At 43.3% G+C, this 15,649-nt stretch carries 16 protein-coding genes, 1 pseudogene and 1 other annotated feature; of the genes and pseudogenes, 7 read left to right on the top strand and 10 right to left on the bottom strand.

Going from position 1 to position 15,649, the window contains the following annotated elements; all coding sequences use genetic code 11:
- Positions 1-87 precede the first annotated feature (87 nt).
- From AC3ZVC_RS01205 to AC3ZVC_RS01190, 4 genes are all read right to left on the bottom strand, one after another.
- On the bottom strand, positions 88-768 hold the full coding sequence (locus AC3ZVC_RS01205) for an ATP-binding protein (RefSeq protein ID WP_490065924.1): 681 nt from the start codon (positions 766-768) through the stop codon (positions 88-90).
- A complete protein-coding gene (locus AC3ZVC_RS01200; RefSeq protein WP_490065923.1) occupies positions 765-1,343 on the bottom strand; it encodes a LytS/YhcK type 5TM receptor domain-containing protein in 579 nt (192 codons plus the stop codon). The genes AC3ZVC_RS01205 and AC3ZVC_RS01200 overlap by 4 nt, the downstream gene beginning before the upstream one ends.
- A gap of 65 nt (positions 1,344-1,408) precedes the next feature.
- On the bottom strand, positions 1,409-1,606 hold the full coding sequence (locus AC3ZVC_RS01195) for a YwbE family protein (protein WP_490065922.1): 198 nt from the start codon (positions 1,604-1,606) through the stop codon (positions 1,409-1,411).
- Positions 1,606-1,794, bottom strand: a complete 189-nt coding sequence (locus tag AC3ZVC_RS01190; protein WP_214724141.1) for a hypothetical protein — start codon at positions 1,792-1,794, stop codon at positions 1,606-1,608. Before AC3ZVC_RS01190 ends, AC3ZVC_RS01195 begins: the two co-directional genes overlap by 1 nt.
- 234 nt (positions 1,795-2,028) lie before the next feature.
- Here AC3ZVC_RS01190 and AC3ZVC_RS01185 point away from each other — a divergent pair, with 234 nt between their 5' ends.
- A complete protein-coding gene (locus AC3ZVC_RS01185) occupies positions 2,029-3,858 on the top strand; it encodes a M6 family metalloprotease domain-containing protein (RefSeq protein ID WP_490065921.1) in 1,830 nt (609 codons plus the stop codon).
- A 266-nt stretch (positions 3,859-4,124) separates the two neighbouring features.
- Here the strand turns inward: AC3ZVC_RS01185 and AC3ZVC_RS01180 are convergent, their stop codons facing one another.
- The 6 genes from AC3ZVC_RS01180 to AC3ZVC_RS01155 all read right to left on the bottom strand — a co-directional run bounded on the left by AC3ZVC_RS01180 (position 4,125) and on the right by AC3ZVC_RS01155 (position 10,157).
- Positions 4,125-5,045 (bottom strand): ketopantoate reductase family protein, encoded by a 921-nt coding sequence (locus AC3ZVC_RS01180; RefSeq protein WP_490065920.1) that lies wholly within the window; start codon positions 5,043-5,045, stop codon positions 4,125-4,127.
- Positions 5,046-5,121: 76 nt separating this feature from the next.
- Positions 5,122-5,271 carry a hypothetical protein gene (locus tag AC3ZVC_RS01175; protein WP_490065919.1) on the bottom strand — a complete coding sequence of 50 codons (150 nt, stop codon included), beginning with the start codon at positions 5,269-5,271 and terminating at the stop codon, positions 5,122-5,124.
- Entirely contained in the window at positions 5,271-6,722 is a 1,452-nt protein-coding gene (locus AC3ZVC_RS01170) for a carbon starvation CstA family protein (RefSeq protein ID WP_490065918.1), read from the bottom strand. Before AC3ZVC_RS01170 ends, AC3ZVC_RS01175 begins: the two co-directional genes overlap by 1 nt.
- Positions 6,723-7,201: 479 nt before the next feature.
- The gene (locus AC3ZVC_RS01165) at positions 7,202-7,933 is read right to left on the bottom strand and encodes a LytR/AlgR family response regulator transcription factor (RefSeq protein WP_490065917.1); all 732 of its coding nucleotides are present in this window, start codon (positions 7,931-7,933) and stop codon (positions 7,202-7,204) included.
- A complete protein-coding gene (locus AC3ZVC_RS01160) occupies positions 7,902-9,671 on the bottom strand; it encodes a LytS/YhcK type 5TM receptor domain-containing protein (RefSeq protein WP_490065916.1) in 1,770 nt (589 codons plus the stop codon). The genes AC3ZVC_RS01165 and AC3ZVC_RS01160 overlap by 32 nt, the downstream gene beginning before the upstream one ends.
- Positions 9,672-9,887: 216 nt before the next feature.
- A complete protein-coding gene (locus AC3ZVC_RS01155) occupies positions 9,888-10,157 on the bottom strand; it encodes a hypothetical protein (protein WP_490065915.1) in 270 nt (89 codons plus the stop codon).
- An 83-nt stretch (positions 10,158-10,240) separates the two neighbouring features.
- Between AC3ZVC_RS01155 and AC3ZVC_RS01150 the strand changes: the two genes are divergently transcribed.
- The 6 genes and pseudogenes from AC3ZVC_RS01150 (at position 10,241) to tyrS (ending at position 15,522) form a co-directional block, all read left to right on the top strand.
- On the top strand, positions 10,241-11,053 hold the full coding sequence (locus AC3ZVC_RS01150; protein ID WP_490065914.1) for a DUF2268 domain-containing putative Zn-dependent protease: 813 nt from the start codon (positions 10,241-10,243) through the stop codon (positions 11,051-11,053).
- An 18-nt stretch (positions 11,054-11,071) separates the two neighbouring features.
- Positions 11,072-11,704 (top strand): NUDIX hydrolase, encoded by a 633-nt coding sequence (locus AC3ZVC_RS01145; protein ID WP_490065913.1) that lies wholly within the window; start codon positions 11,072-11,074, stop codon positions 11,702-11,704.
- Positions 11,695-12,269 (top strand): annotated as a pseudogene (locus AC3ZVC_RS01140) (nucleotidyltransferase family protein). Before AC3ZVC_RS01145 ends, AC3ZVC_RS01140 begins: the two are co-directional and overlap by 10 nt.
- 110 nt (positions 12,270-12,379) lie before the next feature.
- Positions 12,380-13,120: a type I methionyl aminopeptidase gene (map, locus tag AC3ZVC_RS01135; protein WP_490065912.1), complete on the top strand. Its 741-nt coding sequence runs from the start codon at positions 12,380-12,382 to the stop codon at positions 13,118-13,120.
- A 101-nt stretch (positions 13,121-13,221) separates the two neighbouring features.
- Positions 13,222-13,551, top strand: a complete 330-nt coding sequence (locus AC3ZVC_RS01130; protein WP_490065911.1) for a hypothetical protein — start codon at positions 13,222-13,224, stop codon at positions 13,549-13,551.
- A 222-nt stretch (positions 13,552-13,773) separates the two neighbouring features.
- Positions 13,774-13,981: a binding site (T-box leader), on the top strand.
- Positions 13,982-14,265: 284 nt separating this feature from the next.
- Positions 14,266-15,522 carry a tyrosine--tRNA ligase gene (gene tyrS, locus AC3ZVC_RS01125; protein ID WP_490065910.1) on the top strand — a complete coding sequence of 419 codons (1,257 nt, stop codon included), beginning with the start codon at positions 14,266-14,268 and terminating at the stop codon, positions 15,520-15,522.
- Positions 15,523-15,649 lie beyond the last annotated feature (127 nt).

Below are 15,649 nucleotides of genomic sequence, written 5' to 3'. Positions count from 1 at the left end.
AACTTCAATCAAACGTTTGATTGAATGGCCTTCAAAGCTTGATATATACAGCAAAAAGAGTGCCGCTCATTTGAGCAGGCACTCTTTTCATGATTCCGTCTTTAACAAGGGGAGAACAATCCTTACCGTTGTCCCTTTGCCGACAGTGCTTTCATATTCAATGGAACCTTCCATTTCGCGGATAATTTTATTTGTAACCATACTGCCAAGGCCCGTGCCTTTCGTTTTCGTTGTATAAAAAGGCAGTCCAATATGCTTCAATTGCTCAGGGGTCATCCCGCGGCCGTTATCTTCAATTCTTACTTCAACAGCGCTCTTAAAATAATCCGGAAGTGTGCGGATCTTTACGTATCCCTGTTCTGGAATCGATTCAATCGCATTTTTAATGACATTCATGATCGCTTGTTTTAAATGATGTTCATCACCCTGCACATAAAAAGGACCGCTGTCATCATAATCAATTACGACATTAGAGTAAGAAGCAAACGGCCTCATTAGGAGAACACAATCCTGAATCACCTCATGCATGGGGACATTATAAATCTGAAACTGTTCAGGCTTAGAGACTTTAAGATAATTCGTAATGATGCTATTTGTTCGATCCAATTCCTCCAAAATAAGCGGCGAAAACTTTTTTAAGTTTTCATCAGAAGTATCCTGACTCAAAAATTGGATGAAGCCCCTGACAGTTGATAAGGGATTTCGGATTTCATGTGCCATGGAAGCTGCAAGCTGGCCAACCATAGTCAGCTTATCAACATACATCATTTCATTGACTTGCTTATTAATCCTGAACAGATTTTCGATGACAAAATCAGCGCGATAAATGTAATATAAAACGCGATGAAATAAACCAAGTAAAAGAAAGTATCCAAAAAAATAACCGCAGAAGCGAGGATGGAAATATAAATAAAGAAATATAAAAGTGCAATCATAGTCCCTGAGAGGACCTTGTGATTAGAATTCAGGAAGATCCTTCTTAAGGCAAAGGTAACAATAAAGGCTAATACAGAAACCAAAATACCGATTTGGATAAACTGCCCGCCAATCAAATAGCGCGTAATGACAACACTCACAAGCACGATCGATCCAGGCAGCCAGCCTGCATATAGAGTGACAATCATGATGGCGACCATTCTTAAATCAAAGTGCGTTTCACCCAAAGTTTCAATCGGATATAACATGCACAGAAGGGCTCCAAATGAGCCGAGAAGTCCATAAATTAATTTTTGTTTCAATGTAAGAGGGGTTTTTGTTTGGAAAGGAAAAAACAAATTCCCGTTAAACGTAAAAGAAAATAGTATCGTTATATTAACCAGTAAAGGTTTGATCAGTGTAACCAAGATTTCCCTCCAAATAAATAAGATCTAGATGCCAAGGGATTCATCTTTCCTAAAGAAGATTGATCTTAATCGTGTAAAATCTCTTTCACCCGGCCGACCTGGCCGTCTACTAGCCTAACCTTGATTCCATGAGGGTGGGTAGGCGATTTCGTTAAAATATCCTTTACTGTTCCCTCAGTCAGAGTTCCCGTTCGCTGATCCTTTTTTAGTACAATTTTCACTTTGTTTCCAGGGGCAATGTTTGCCCGGTTCTGTCCATTCATTACACACCCGTCCGTTTCCGCTGATTATTCGTTTTTTTCGTTTGCTGGCTCTTTAATGTTTTAGCTGATTTCACAGGGCTATTATTAAACTTTCCGCCCGCTTGGTTCTGCTTTTTGCTTTCAAGCTGCTGTTTCATCGCTTCTTTAAGGCTAATCTTTTTTCTTTCATTTTCTTCTATATGAGTCATGTTAGAATCTCCTTTATTTACATATCCCTCTATTATAAATCATTAACCTGATAAAAGAAATTTTACTTTAGAAATGATCATTTCACCTGTAACTTTTCAGAAAAATAAGTCTTTCGGACCACGAAGTTTTCTATTAAACCCTCCTTTCTTCCTATTTAGAAAATACTGAATATTTTATACTATTTAGAGTATAGAAATAATTAGAGTGCAGAAATAAATAGGGGAGTGAGTCACTTGTTAAAAGTTCTATCAACATCAGCTTTATCCCTAGCTTTAGCTGGAAGTGCCGTTTTTGCAGGAGTGGGACCGGCAGATACTCAAGCTAAGCAGGAAAGTAAATATCAGATCAGTCTGGCAGATCATGTCGGAGCTGCACCTGAACTTGCTGAAAAAGCAAAGGAATTGGGAATTGATTTATCGAAGGTAGATCCGGCTGAAAAGGCAGGTAATTTGGGAACAAAATTCCAGCAGCCTGGTGACAATCATGTTGCATATAAAGAAGCAACAGGGGATATTCCAGTTCTAGTTCTTCTAGCAAAATATCCGGATGGGGACGAGCCTGTCGGGGATATGAAAGGACAAGTTCCAGCGCACTATTACGAGGATTTAATTTTTGGAACAGAATATAATCCATATGAGCTGGAGCAGTTCAAGAAATATGATGGTCCAGACGTTCCAAAGAACCGCACAATGCAAAATGCTTATAAAGAATCCAGTTATGGTAAAACCAACTTGGTTCGTAAAGAAAATACAGAATTTGTATGGGTAGAGATGCCACAAGGGGCTTCATACTATCTAGATCAAGAAGGCAAATATGCTGAAAACGGCAAATATGTACTAGGAAATGTAAATGGTGATGCACATACAGGTGAATTCATCCGTGATCTTTTAAAAGCTGCTGACGAGCAGGTTAATTTCTCGGAGTATGCTGTAGATGGAGAAGTTCCTAATATTTTCGTAATCCATGAAGGTACAGGAGCCGAATTCAGCCGCGATCCAGCACAGTTCTGGTCTCACAAGTGGAGCCTCTTAAGTGCTTTATATTATGGTAAATACTATGAAACTGGCAAACCAGCAGATGTGTATGCAGGTATGTCACAAGGCGCTTGGATTGATAAAACAGTAGCAGAAGATATGACTTATGATGGCGTAGTTGTGAACAACTATAACATCCAGCCAGGTATCGGCGGTAACGTTGCCGGATTTGATGCAGCTACAAACACTTACAAAGAAGAAGCAAAAACAGGTCCATTCCCGGCCCAAACAGGGGTATATGCCCATGAATTTGGACATGCTTTAGGATTGCCTGATTTCTATGATACAGTTTACTCTTCCGAGGGTGTTGGTAACTACTCCATGATGGCAGGCGGTTCCTGGATGCGCTATCCGGACGCTGCAGTATACGGAGGAAACTCACCAACTCACTTTGATCCGTTCTCTAAGATTTTCTTAGGATGGGTGAATCCAGTTGAAGTAAAACCAGGTCAAGGTGTTAAAGAAATCACTTTACCTCCAATCAACGACGAAAAGGCCGCTGACAACGGCATCGTAAAAATGGAAGTGCCAGGCTCTAACGGTACTGAATACTTCCTATTCGAAAACGTTCAACAGGACGGCTTCAACAAAGGCTTAATCCGCCAAGGTGCAGATTCTCATGGCTTAGTAGCATGGCATGTGGATGAAAACATCATCAATCTTTACCAAACTGCCGGCTTCCGCCCTAACAATGTGGAAAACTGGATGAACAAGCGCTTCCAGTACAATCAGTCCCAAACAGCAAGTGACGGTACTGAAGTTACACACTACGGATTATCTGTCCTTCAGGCAGACGGCTTATATGAACTTGAGAAAAACTTGAACCGCGGTAACGCAGGCGACTTCTTCAAAACAGGAAGTAAGATCACACCGGTATCCGGAAATGTTCACTCTGGTTCTTACTACTTCTGGAAGGGTAACAGCGATGTGCCAGCTGATTCCGGAATCCATGTAACAGACATTAAAGAAAATAAAGACGGCTCAATCACAGCTAAATTCTTCTATAACTTCAACAGCAGTGTGAAGTAATAAACCTATAACCCGAGGGGAGAAATCCTGCTCGGGTTTTTTCTATGGCTGTGTTAAATTGGCCTGTTGATTTCCGCTCCAGCCACTCGCTTTCCGCGGGCGGTCCGGGAGCCTCCTCGGCGCATTCGCGCCTGCGGGGTCTCCCGCTGACGCGCTTCTCCCGCAGGAGTCTCGTGCCTTCCGCTCCAATCAACAGGGTGCTAATATTAATATTTTGCGTTAACACTGCCTAAAAAAAAGCACCTGCTTCAACAGGTGCCTCAACCTCACAAACTATTTTTCTCATAAACCTTCAAGTTTGAATACACCGCAGCGATTACAGGTGCTTCAAAGCCTAGATCTTTAGCCTTCTCTAATAAATACCCGAAGAAATGATCCGCTTCAATTGCCTGCTGTTTTTCCATATCCCGCTGCAGGGAAGATTTCATCTCGTAGCCAATTTCGTTTACCTTTTGCACCTGTGCTTCTTCAATGCCTTCAGCGAGAGGAGCACCAATGCTTCTCATAACGGCTGAAGCTTCTTTCAGCAACTCTTTTACAGTGGCTAACCCGTATTCCTGTTCGCGGATGGGCCCAATGGGAGAGCGGAAAAGGGATGTAACGCCTGAGAGGGTAGAAATGAACAGATACTTATGCCACATCTCCTGCTCAATATTTTCAGAAAGCCGGAAGTTCGCTTTTGTACCAGAAAAAGCTTCTTGCATCTTAAGAATCCGCTCTGTTTTTTCACCTGAACGTTCGCCGAATACGAAGTCATGAATCGGGCTTGTTTGAATCACTTTTCCGTTTTCATCAAGGGTCGTTTCGATAAAGCAGAGCCCGCCAAGTACTTTCTCTTCTCCAAAAGCGGCTGTCAGCATATCTAAATGGGCAATACCGTTTAAAAGGGGGAGAACCACTGTTTTTTCGCTTACATATGTACGAATATCTTCAATCGCTCCCTGCAGATGGTATGCTTTGGTGGATAGAAGAATCACATCAAATTCCTCTGCTTTTTCTCCAGCTGTAATGGTTTTGGGGTTTGCGATCCTCATGTCCCCATGGATACTCTCGACAGACAATCCATTCCGTTCAAGCTGCTGCCTTCTTTTTTCCCTAACCAGAAAGGTAACATCCGCGCCTTTTTCCAATAGCCTTCCGCCAAAATAGCCGCCAATGGCGCCAGCTCCTACAGTTAAAATTCTCATTCACTTTCCCTCCTTGAATTTTTCTAATTCCATTATATAGGAAAAAGTGCACGCGTTGGGACGTGCACTTTTTTAGCTATAAAAGATAGGCTGTCAGCAATCCTCCTGCGGTTATGATGACCATAGCCATCTTAGCAAGTAAGGGAATCTTTTCACTGCCTTTTTTATTTACCTTATCCTCTTGTTCTTTGACAGTTTCCCGAAAGTTAGGACTGCAGCAGCCCATTAGGCTGCACCCTTCCAGTTGGAAACGTCATCATCAAGAGGGAAGTTGTTTCTTCGTGCATTCTTTGCTGCTTTAAAGAATAGGGCGACAAGTGCTGCCGATCCGATTGCAGCTCCAATCCAGGAAATATTCATTGGAAGACCGAAACCAATCTTCGCGTTTAAGATGTAGGTGATCACCATCACCAGCATAAAAGTTCCTGGTACTAGGGCAATCCAGTAGTTCTTCTTGGCGATATAAAGATACATCGCTGCTACAAAGAGAGCAATTACGGCTGTCGCTTGGTTAGCCCAGCTGAAGTATCTCCACAATAGATTAAAGTCAATTTTCGTAAGAACGAAAGATACTACGAAAAGAGGAGCAGCAATCCACAAACGGCTGGACATTTTCTTTTGAGCAATGTTAAGGTATTCAGCGATAATCATACGCGCACTGCGGAAAGCAGTATCTCCGGATGTGATTGGAAGAACAACGACACCAAGAACGGCAAGCGTACCGCCTACTGCACCAAGCATCATAGTAGATACTTCACTCACAACTGCTCCAGGACCGCCTGCTGCCAACAATTCATTCAATCCAGTTGGACCGTTGAATAAGCTCATGGCTGCAGCTGCCCAAATCATAGCAATAACACCTTCTGCAATCATCATGCCGTAGAAAATTTTACGTCCTTGTTTTTCACGTTGAGTCGTACGAGAAATAATCGGTGTCTGTGTCGCATGGAATCCTGAAAGTGCCCCACATGTAATCGTGAAGAAGATTAATGGGAAAATAGGCAAGTTATCAGGATGGAAGTTGCTCAGCGATAATTCAGGAATTGGTGCTCCCTTAACAAGTAATCCGATCCCTACTCCAAGGGCACTGATGACAAGCAAAGCACCGAAATAAGGGTAAAGGCGTCCGATAATCTTATCAACTGGCATTAAAGTAGCCAGGATATAGTAAGCGAAAATCACAGCGACAATAATGCCAAGTGCAACTTTGCCGTCCATTAAAACATGAAGCAAGCTTGCTGGCGTTGAAACGAACACCGTACCAACCAATAGCAGAAGAAGCACAGCGAAAGCGTTCACAACATGCTTCATAACTTTACCCAGGAACTTGCTTGCAAGCTCCGGCAAGTGGGCACCGCGGTTGCGGATGGAAATCATTCCGGTTAAATAATCGTGGACAGCACCAGCGAATATCGCGCCAATCACAATCCAGATGAATGCGACAGGACCGTATAGCGCCCCTAGAATCGGTCCGAAAATAGGACCTGTACCCGCAATATTCAAGAGCTGAATCAGCGAGTTCTTCTTCGTACTCATCGGCAGATAGTCAACCCCATCCTGATGCGTATAGGCAGGAGTCGATCTCTCTTCCTGAACACCGAATACTCTTTCCACAAACTTTCCGTACGTAAAATATCCGATAATTAAAAGAGCAATACCGGCTAGAAATGTAATCATGGTAAATCCCCCTTTATTATAAAAGTTAAATGAATGCGTTTACATAGATTATAAATTAGAAAAATAGATTTTGAACATTTTGTGTCCAAGATGTAAAAAATGAAGATTAAAATGCAATAAAGGAGGATTAAGATGCAGGAGTGGGTATAAGATTTTCGACAAAATTCATCATTTTCTAGCGATTAGAACCGTTATCCACTGAAATGTCCACATATTCTGCGGTTAGCAATGGAAAAACTGGTTTTCCACAGGCAGGATATGAAAAGGATGGAGGATATCCACATATTGACGGGCGGTTCGTTTTTCATTCGTGTAAAAGCTTACATATGATGGGAAACAAATAATTACGACGCAAATCAAAACTCCAAAGGACGCAACCGAGTAACTACACCACAAGCCCCACAGCAAGACTCAATCCCACTCCCCATCTCATCCCCCATCTCTCCAAAATCAAAAAAAAGCACCGTTCCCGATGCTTTTTACAACTCCAACCTCACCCTTAATGCTTTCACATAATTTCGGCTCACTGACAGCATTTCTTCCCGGCCTTCCATTTCAAGCTGGTAGGCCCCATTGAACCATGGAGTCAGCCGCGTCACATAATCCAGATTCACGAGATAGCTTTTGTGAATCCTGAAAAAGGAGAAGGGAAGGAGCCGGCTTTCCAAATCTTTTAGCGGAGTTTTGGTTTCATATTCTCTGTTTTTGGTGATGATCCGTGATACTTTTTCATCTCTGTAAATATACAAAATATCTTTGGGCTCCAGGTAAAGGATCTCCCCGTCTTCTTCGACAGCCAGCTTGCCGGGCGGTTTGCTGTTTTCCGTTTCTTTTCCTGGTCCGATCAGCTTTTCAATCCGCCTGATCGTTTGCTCCAGCTGTTCTTCGTCATAGGGTTTCAGCAAATAATCGATTGCCTCATAGCGGAAGGCTTCGGCAGCAAACTGCGGATACGCGGTCGCAAAAATAATATGAGGAACTTTCTTTAATTCTTTTAACGACTTAGCAGCTTCCATCCCATTCATTTTTGGCATTTCCACATCAAGGAAGACAACATCCGGCTGAAGCTGGATGGCCTTCATTACCGCGGCCTCTCCAGAATCAGCTTCCCCAACCACCTGAATCGAAGGGAACTCCTCCAGTAAGTGTCTCAATTCATCCCTGCTGTATCGTTCATCATCAGCTATTAAAGTTCGTATCGCTCTGTCCATCTGCAACTTCCTCCGTTTGTGGAATGGAAAAATGAATCTCTGTGCCATCGCCAAGGGTGCTGTTTATTTTTAATGCAGCTTCATCGCCAAACATCATTGTCAGCCTGCGGTTTACATTATAAAGCGCCAGCCCCGATCCAGTTTCGGACTGCAGGGTTCCTTTGCCAATCTGCGCGGCTCTTTCCTTGCTCATGCCCTGGCCGTTATCCTCTACCCTTACCATCGTCATGCCGTCCTGTTTTTTAATCGTAATTTTAATAAGACAGTCCTGATCCTTATTCTTAATCCCATGCTTAACGGCATTTTCAACAATCGGCTGCAGCGTAAGCGGCGGGATTTTTTCGTAAAGGATGTGTTCATCAATATCATAGATAACCTCCAGCCGGTCGACGAATCGGGTTTCTTCAATTGACAGGTACGCCTTGACATGTCTCAATTCCTGCTCGAGTGTTGTAACGCTGACCGTGGTAGCCGTCAGGTTTTGCCGTAAAAAATGGGATAGCGATACGAGCAGTTTTCGTGCCTTGGCCGGTTCAATCCGAACGAGAGATACAATCGTATTCAAAGAGTTAAATAAAAAATGCGGTGAAATCTGTGCCTGCAATGCCTTGATCTCGGCTTCCTTTGCCAGCTGATACGCTTTGTCAGCTTCTGCGATTTCCAGCTGATTGCTAAGCAGCACACTTAGCCCGGATATAAGCTCCATCACCAGATTATTAATTTCTTTTTCAGAGCTGAAATAGAACTTCAGCGTTCCAATCGTTTCACCCCGAAGTTTTAACGGAGCTATAACAGCTGCGCCGAGTGGGCAGCTTTCTTCCCGGCAGTGGATGGTCCGGTCATTGGCAACCACCAGCTCCCCGTGCTGAATCACATCCCGCGTAATTTGCGTTTGGATCGCGCTTCCGGAACGGTGATGGTCATCTCCGAGGCCGACATGGGCAAGAATTTCCGTATGATTGGTAATGGCTACGGCTTTCGCCTGGAGCTCTTTATGTAAAATTTTGCAGACAGCTAAGGCGGAATCATGACTGATGCCTTTGCGGAGATGTGCAAGCGTCTGGTCTGCAATCCGCAGTGTTTTTTGGGCGTGAAAGGCGCCTGCTTTTTCTTCTTCATTGATCACATTTTTAATAATAAGGAGAAAAAGGGCGCTCCCAAGGCCATTTGCTATGATCATGGGAATGCCGATCATTTCTACAAGCGCGATCGCTTTTTCCAGAGGGCGGGAGATGCTAAGAATAATCAGCATTTGTACTGCTTCCGCCGCTGCTCCAATGAAAAAAGCTGATGAAAGCTTCACATGCTCATTCTTTTTATGAAAAAATGCGGCAAGCAACCCTGCTACAATGGAAGCCAAACCGCAGGCGATCGCTGTAAACCCGCCAAGTGTAAAACGGTGGAGGCCGGCAATAATCCCGGCGCCAATTCCGACCTTGTATCCTCCAAGCAATCCTGCGAGCACGACCCCTATAACCCTCGAATTAGCAATGGCTTCATCTGAGGCAAGCTCGGATGCCCAGCGATTAAATTGGAGGGTATCGGTATTGAAGGAAAGACCAGTATAAGTGCCGATTATCCCGAAAAATCCGAAAAAGAGGATCGCCTTATACTGATGCTGCCTCTTTAATCTTTCTCCATATATCATTTCTCTGAAAAAGCGGAACCTTGTCACGATCAGCGCAATCGTAACAATAATTCCAAGCCGTTCCAGCATCGTAATCAGCAGCTCCAACATTCGGCATGGCCCCTTTAACCAAGTTCATTATCCTTTATTTTAATAGATTAAAGAGAAAATTAAAAATGGCCGGTTTGCAATTCTTCATTATCCTCCAAAGGCTTTTCCAGTATGTATGTCGAATGGATATCAAATGCAATTGTGCTGTGCATATGGGAGTTGATAATATGATAAAATCTGGCTATTTTCGCAAAGTTTGTTGCTTACAAACTAGTTTTAATTACTGAGTTGATTGGAGTGGAAGGCACTTGATCCTGGAATAAACGGATAGCTCCGGTCGTCCAGACTATTAAAGAACCAGCCAATTTCCGGAGCTTCCATATCATATCTCTTTGCCCACTCTTCCATCAGTTCCATCGGAGGGAAAAAGCGCTTTCCTTTCGTATTGGCTTTTCTTTCCTGAATCAGCTGAAGCAGCTTTTCATCGATTTCTTTAAATGTTTCATTATATTCATTTTTCACTCTTCCAAACTCAGCCCAGCCCATATCTCAAAACCTCCCAGAATAATCAATTTCCTCAAGTGTACCTAAGTATGGATAATAAAACCAATTAAAAGGAGCCTGGAGCCATGGTCTATACTCTCAATCAAATCACTCCTGCCAACTTAATAGAAAACCGGGATAACTTGAAAAATTGGCTCCAAACACAGCTCAGTCCTCTGTTCAGCAAGAAGACATGGATGCAGGATTGGGATCAGCCCGCCAGGAGATTTCAGTTATTTAAATTTGAAACATTATCGGAGGCTGAGATTTTTTCTTATAGCTGGAATCGAAAGGAGATATCAACCATCATCAATGAAACCATAACAGAGGTGGAAAACCATCTTCATTTCCAAAGCCTTTCCATTACCATTGTGCCGGCGCTTCCATTTCCATGGTTTCAACAATACGATCAATCCCTTTGGACAAATGGCTATACCGTAGGAGCGGATACGATTGTCATTGCCATCCCGCCTGAACCGGATCGAGAATTCTTAAAGTATATGCTAGCCCATGAAATGCACCATGCTTCTCCGGAAAATCCAATCTATTCTCTCACATTGGATACCTTTACCCTGGCTGATTGGTATAAAATGGAGGGAGGTGCTGAATACTTCAGCCTTTCCCTTTTTGATGACAAACGCTGGTGGAAGGAGAATCTTACAGAGGAAGCCGAGCAGGCCTATCAGCAAATTGCAAAGGATAACATAGATACGACAGACGATGTTCTGAAAAGCAAAATCTGTTTTGGCAATCGTGAAATGGGAATCCCTGTGTTCGCGGGCTATTCCTTTGCTTATAAAATGGTGCGCAAGTATGCTGAGCAGGAGAAGATCCGGAGTTACCGTGAATTATATAAAGCAGATCCGCTCAACATTTTTAATGCTTTTATTACTAAATAGAGAAGGGGTGCATCGCAAATGGAAACAGAGCTTCTCAACATTTTTGATGGGGAACGGAAGCAAATCGGTGTGGCTTCACGCGAAGAAGTACATAAAAAGGGATTCTGGCACGAAACCTTCCACTGCTGGTTCATCAGCAAAGAAAAGAACCAGGATTATATTTATTTTCAGAACCGCAGCAAGGAGAAGAAGGATTATCCGGACCTATTGGACATTACAGCAGCCGGCCATCTTTTAAGCCATGAATCTGTCATGGATGGAATCAGGGAGGTAGAGGAAGAACTTGGAATTAGCGTTGCTTTCGAAGAACTCATTCCCTTCGGCGTAATTGATTATTGCGCGGAAAAAGAAAATTTTATAGACAAAGAATTGGCCCATGTTTTTCTATATCGCAGCCCTCATCAGCTAGATGAATTCAATCCGCAGCTTGAAGAGGTATCTGGAGTTGTCCGGATCGCTATGGAGGATTTCTATGAGCTATGGTTCAACGGTAAAGAATCCATTACGTCAGAAGGATTTGAAATCAGCAATGAAAAAAGAGTCCAGGTCCGCAGGCAGGTAACCAAAAAAGACTTCGTTCCCCATGAGGATTACTATTACAGGCGTGTACTGCATTCAATCCGTGAACTGGAGACGGAAAAATGCTCATAAAGACGGAAAAGGATATCGTGAATCTGGTCAGAGAGGACGAATGGATGTTGGCCATTCTTTATGCTGCGATGTCGTTAAATCTGCCTGACTGGTGGGTTTGCGCCGGTTTTGTCAGAGCAAAGGTTTGTGATGTCCTGCAAGGTTTAGCAAAAGAACTCACTTGCCGGATGTAGATGTCATATACTTTGATAAAAGCGATCTTAGCGAAGATACAGAAAAAGAACTCGAATCAAAGCTGCTCTCACATATGCCGGAAGTTCCGTGGTCTGTTAAAAATGAAGCAAGAATGCACCTCGTCAATGACATTCCGCCATATTCTTCATCAGTTGATGCCATCTCAAAATTCCCGGAAACTGCCACAGCCCTTGGCCTAAAGCTTAATGAGCACAACGAGGTCATTTTAACCGCACCATGCGGAATTGAAGATTTGCTTGCTTTGAGAATTAAGCCTACACCCTACTTTGCAGAAGAGAACAAGCTGGCTGAGATCTACAGACAGCGAATTGAAAAAAAGAGCTGGAAGTCCATATGGCCAGGGGTTGAGGCGATTCAATCAAACGTTTGATTGAGACGAAAGGAGCGTTTTTTAGCAAGGGTTAATGCGAATTCTTATTAAGCGCACTCCATTTAGACTATAATAGAGAAATAACAACTAAAGAAAAGGCAGGATTCAATATGATTGTTAAAAATGAAGAAGAATTAGCAAAATTGAAGGAAATCGGCAAAATTGTCGCAGAAATCCGCGATGCGATGATTGAAAGAACAAAGCCTGGCGTCACAACCAGGGAGCTTGATGATTTTGCAGGCGAGCTTTTTGAAAAGCATGGTGCCATCTCGGGCCCTAAGGGAGAATATGATTTTCCCGGCTTTACTTGCATAAGCGTCAATGAAGAAGTTGCGCATGGCATACCAGGAAGCCGTGTCATTAAAGAAGGCGACCTTGTAAATATCGATGTTTCGGGATCAAAGGATGGCTATTTTGCAGACACAGGCCTATCTTTTGTAGTCGGCGAGGACGAAAAGCTTCAGAAGCTTTGTGACACAGCCAAGGAAGCATTTGAAGAAGGACTGAAAAAAATAAAGCCCGGCGGCAAGCTAAGCCTGATTGGAAAAACCGTTCAAAAAGTCGCAAGAAACAACGGTTACTCTGTCATCATGAACCTGACCGGACACGGAATTGGCCGCTCTCTTCATGAAAAACCCGATCACATCCTAAACTATTTTGACCCATGGGATAAGCAGCTGTTAAGAGAAGGCATGGTTGTCGCATTCGAACCGTTTATCTCAAGCGGTGACGAAGAAGTAAGAGAAATGAGCGATGGCTGGACCTTCGTCACACCGAACAAAAGCCACGTCGCCCAGTGTGAACACACCGTTATCGTCACAAAAGAAGGACCGATTATATTAACAAGATAGAAGTAAGGACAGGGGCATCTGCATAGGCTGAATGTCCCTGTTTTTTGTATATGTTTTATTTCTTGAATGATATAATAAAAAAAACAGGAGGAGGTGAAAAAATGGACCGAGAAATACTTAAAGCTTTGGGGCAGATCAACGAAAAGGTGGACTTGCATGGATTGCTGCTGGAAGAGCAGGGACGAACACTAAAGAACCAAGGCGAAACGCTAAGGGAACATAGTGGGCTTTTGAAGGAGCAAGGCCAAACACTAAAGGAGCAGGGAGAAACATTGAAGGAACATGGGGAAACCATTAAACTTCAGGGTATTACACAAAAAGAACATACCGGCCTGCTTGGTGCTTTAATATCTGGCCAAGAAGCATTAAAAGCTGAAATTAGTGAGCTCAGACTTCAAAATGCAAAGGAATTTGGTGAACTAAAGGATTGAATGGAAACCCAGGAAGTTAGTTTGGAAATTCTCGAAAAAGAAACATGGAACAACAAAAAAGAAATCCCCAGAATACAAAAGTCCATGGGGATGAAATAATTCTCAAGCATTCTTAAGTCTCATTTCAATCCCCATTTTTATCCCGCACATTGTATCCTCTTTTTTGAAAAACTACTTGAACATTACTCCCCAATCCGCTAAAATGATGAAAATAATTTCAAATCTAAAGTAATGACAGGAATCAGTAGCTGCTTATCTCCCTGTTTTAGAGAGCTGATGTGTGGTGCAAATCAGCACAAAGATAAGCGTGAATTACCTTCTGGAACTTTCCTTGTGAACGGCAGTAGCAAGGAACGGCACGGACCGTTATTCCGCTGAGTGGAAGAGCAATCTTCAAAAAGGGTGGTACCGCGTTAACCACGTCCCTTTCATTAGGGGCGTGGTTTTTTGTATGGCTGTTTGCGCAAAGTTTGTTGCTTACAAACTAGTTTTAATTACTGAGTTGATTGGAGTGGAAGGCACTTGACTCCTGCGGGAAGAGAGGGAGCGGGAGACCCCGCAGGCGTGAAACGCCGAGGAGGCTCCCGTTCCTCCCCGCGGGTTCGCTGCGTGACTGGAGCGGAAATCAACGGGCAAGCCTTATAGTCCAAAAACAACAATCTATACGAAAAGAGCCTTTTGTATTAAAGCCATAAAAAAGAAAGGATGAGGGGCATGGAGAATTTTATTGAAAAACTGACGGCTGAACAGAACCAGGAAGTGGAGAGGCAGCTGGAGGTTTATCGCAATGGCGTCCAGGAAATCCTTCCCGTAGAGGAATTGAGAAATAAAATAGCGAAATCCATTTTTCAAAACAAGCCATTAAAAATTAAACTGGGGCTCGATCCTTCTGCCCCTGATGTCCATATTGGCCATACGGTTGTATTAAACAAATTGAAGCAGTTCCAGGAAAACGGCCACATCATCCAGCTGATCATTGGCGATTTCACAGGAAAAATTGGCGACCCGACAGGCAAGTCTGCAGCTCGCAAACAGCTTACTTCTGAAGAGGTTAAGCATAATGCCAAAACATACTTCGAGCAGTTCAGCAAGGTGCTCGACATGGAAAAAGTGGATCTGCACTACAATTCAGAGTGGCTCGCAGATCTGAACCTGGAAGATGTCATCCGCCTGTCGGCGAGCATTACAGTTGCCCGTTTGCTTGAGCGCAACGACTTCTCAGAGCGCCTGGCTGCCGGAAAGCCGATTTCGCTCCATGAATTCTTCTACCCATTAATGCAGGGATACGATTCGGTTGTTCTTGAAAGCGATGTTGAGCTTGGCGGCAATGACCAGCATTTCAATGTCTTAATGGGCCGCCATCTTCAAGAGCATTTTGAAAAAGAAAAACAAGTGGTCATCCTTATGCCCCTGCTTGAAGGCCTGGACGGAAAAGAGAAAATGTCCAAATCGAAAAACAATTACATTGGTGTGGATGAAGACCCCAATAATATGTACGGCAAAACGATGTCCATTCCGGATGAGCTCATCGATAAGTACTTTAATCTTGTGACGGATTTGCCGGTTGCTGATAAAGAACTAATTGCCGAGCAGCTGGAAGAAGGCATTCTTCATCCGCGCGACGCCAAAATGCAGCTGGGAAAAACCATCGTCCGCATGTACCACGGCACCGAAGAAGCGGAAAAAGCCGAACAGCATTTCAAAACGATTTTTCAAAAAGGCGCCATGCCGGAAAATATTCCAGAGGTTAAATGGAAGGGTGCCAATGAAATGCCCCTTACCGATTTGATTGCCGAACTCGGTCTGCTGCCTTCCAAGACTGAAGCAAGAAAAATGATTGCAAATGGCGGCATCCGCTTAAACGGTGAAAAAGTGAGCGACGTCAAGCTAACAGTGAAAATTACAGACGGGTTGGTCCTTCAGGCTGGTAAAAGAAAATTTGTAAAATTAATGCTAAGCCAGCAAACGTGATCATACCGGGAAGTGACGCATAAATTTGAAAAGTGACGCAAAAAGCAGTGAAAGTGATTCATAAGAAAAGAAAAGTGAAGCATAAAAATCCGAAATTAACTCATAAAACAAAAAAGTGACGCATAAA

The organism is Cytobacillus sp. C11.1, from assembly GCF_058145115.1.
This window is presented reverse-complemented; position numbering and strand designations above follow the sequence as displayed.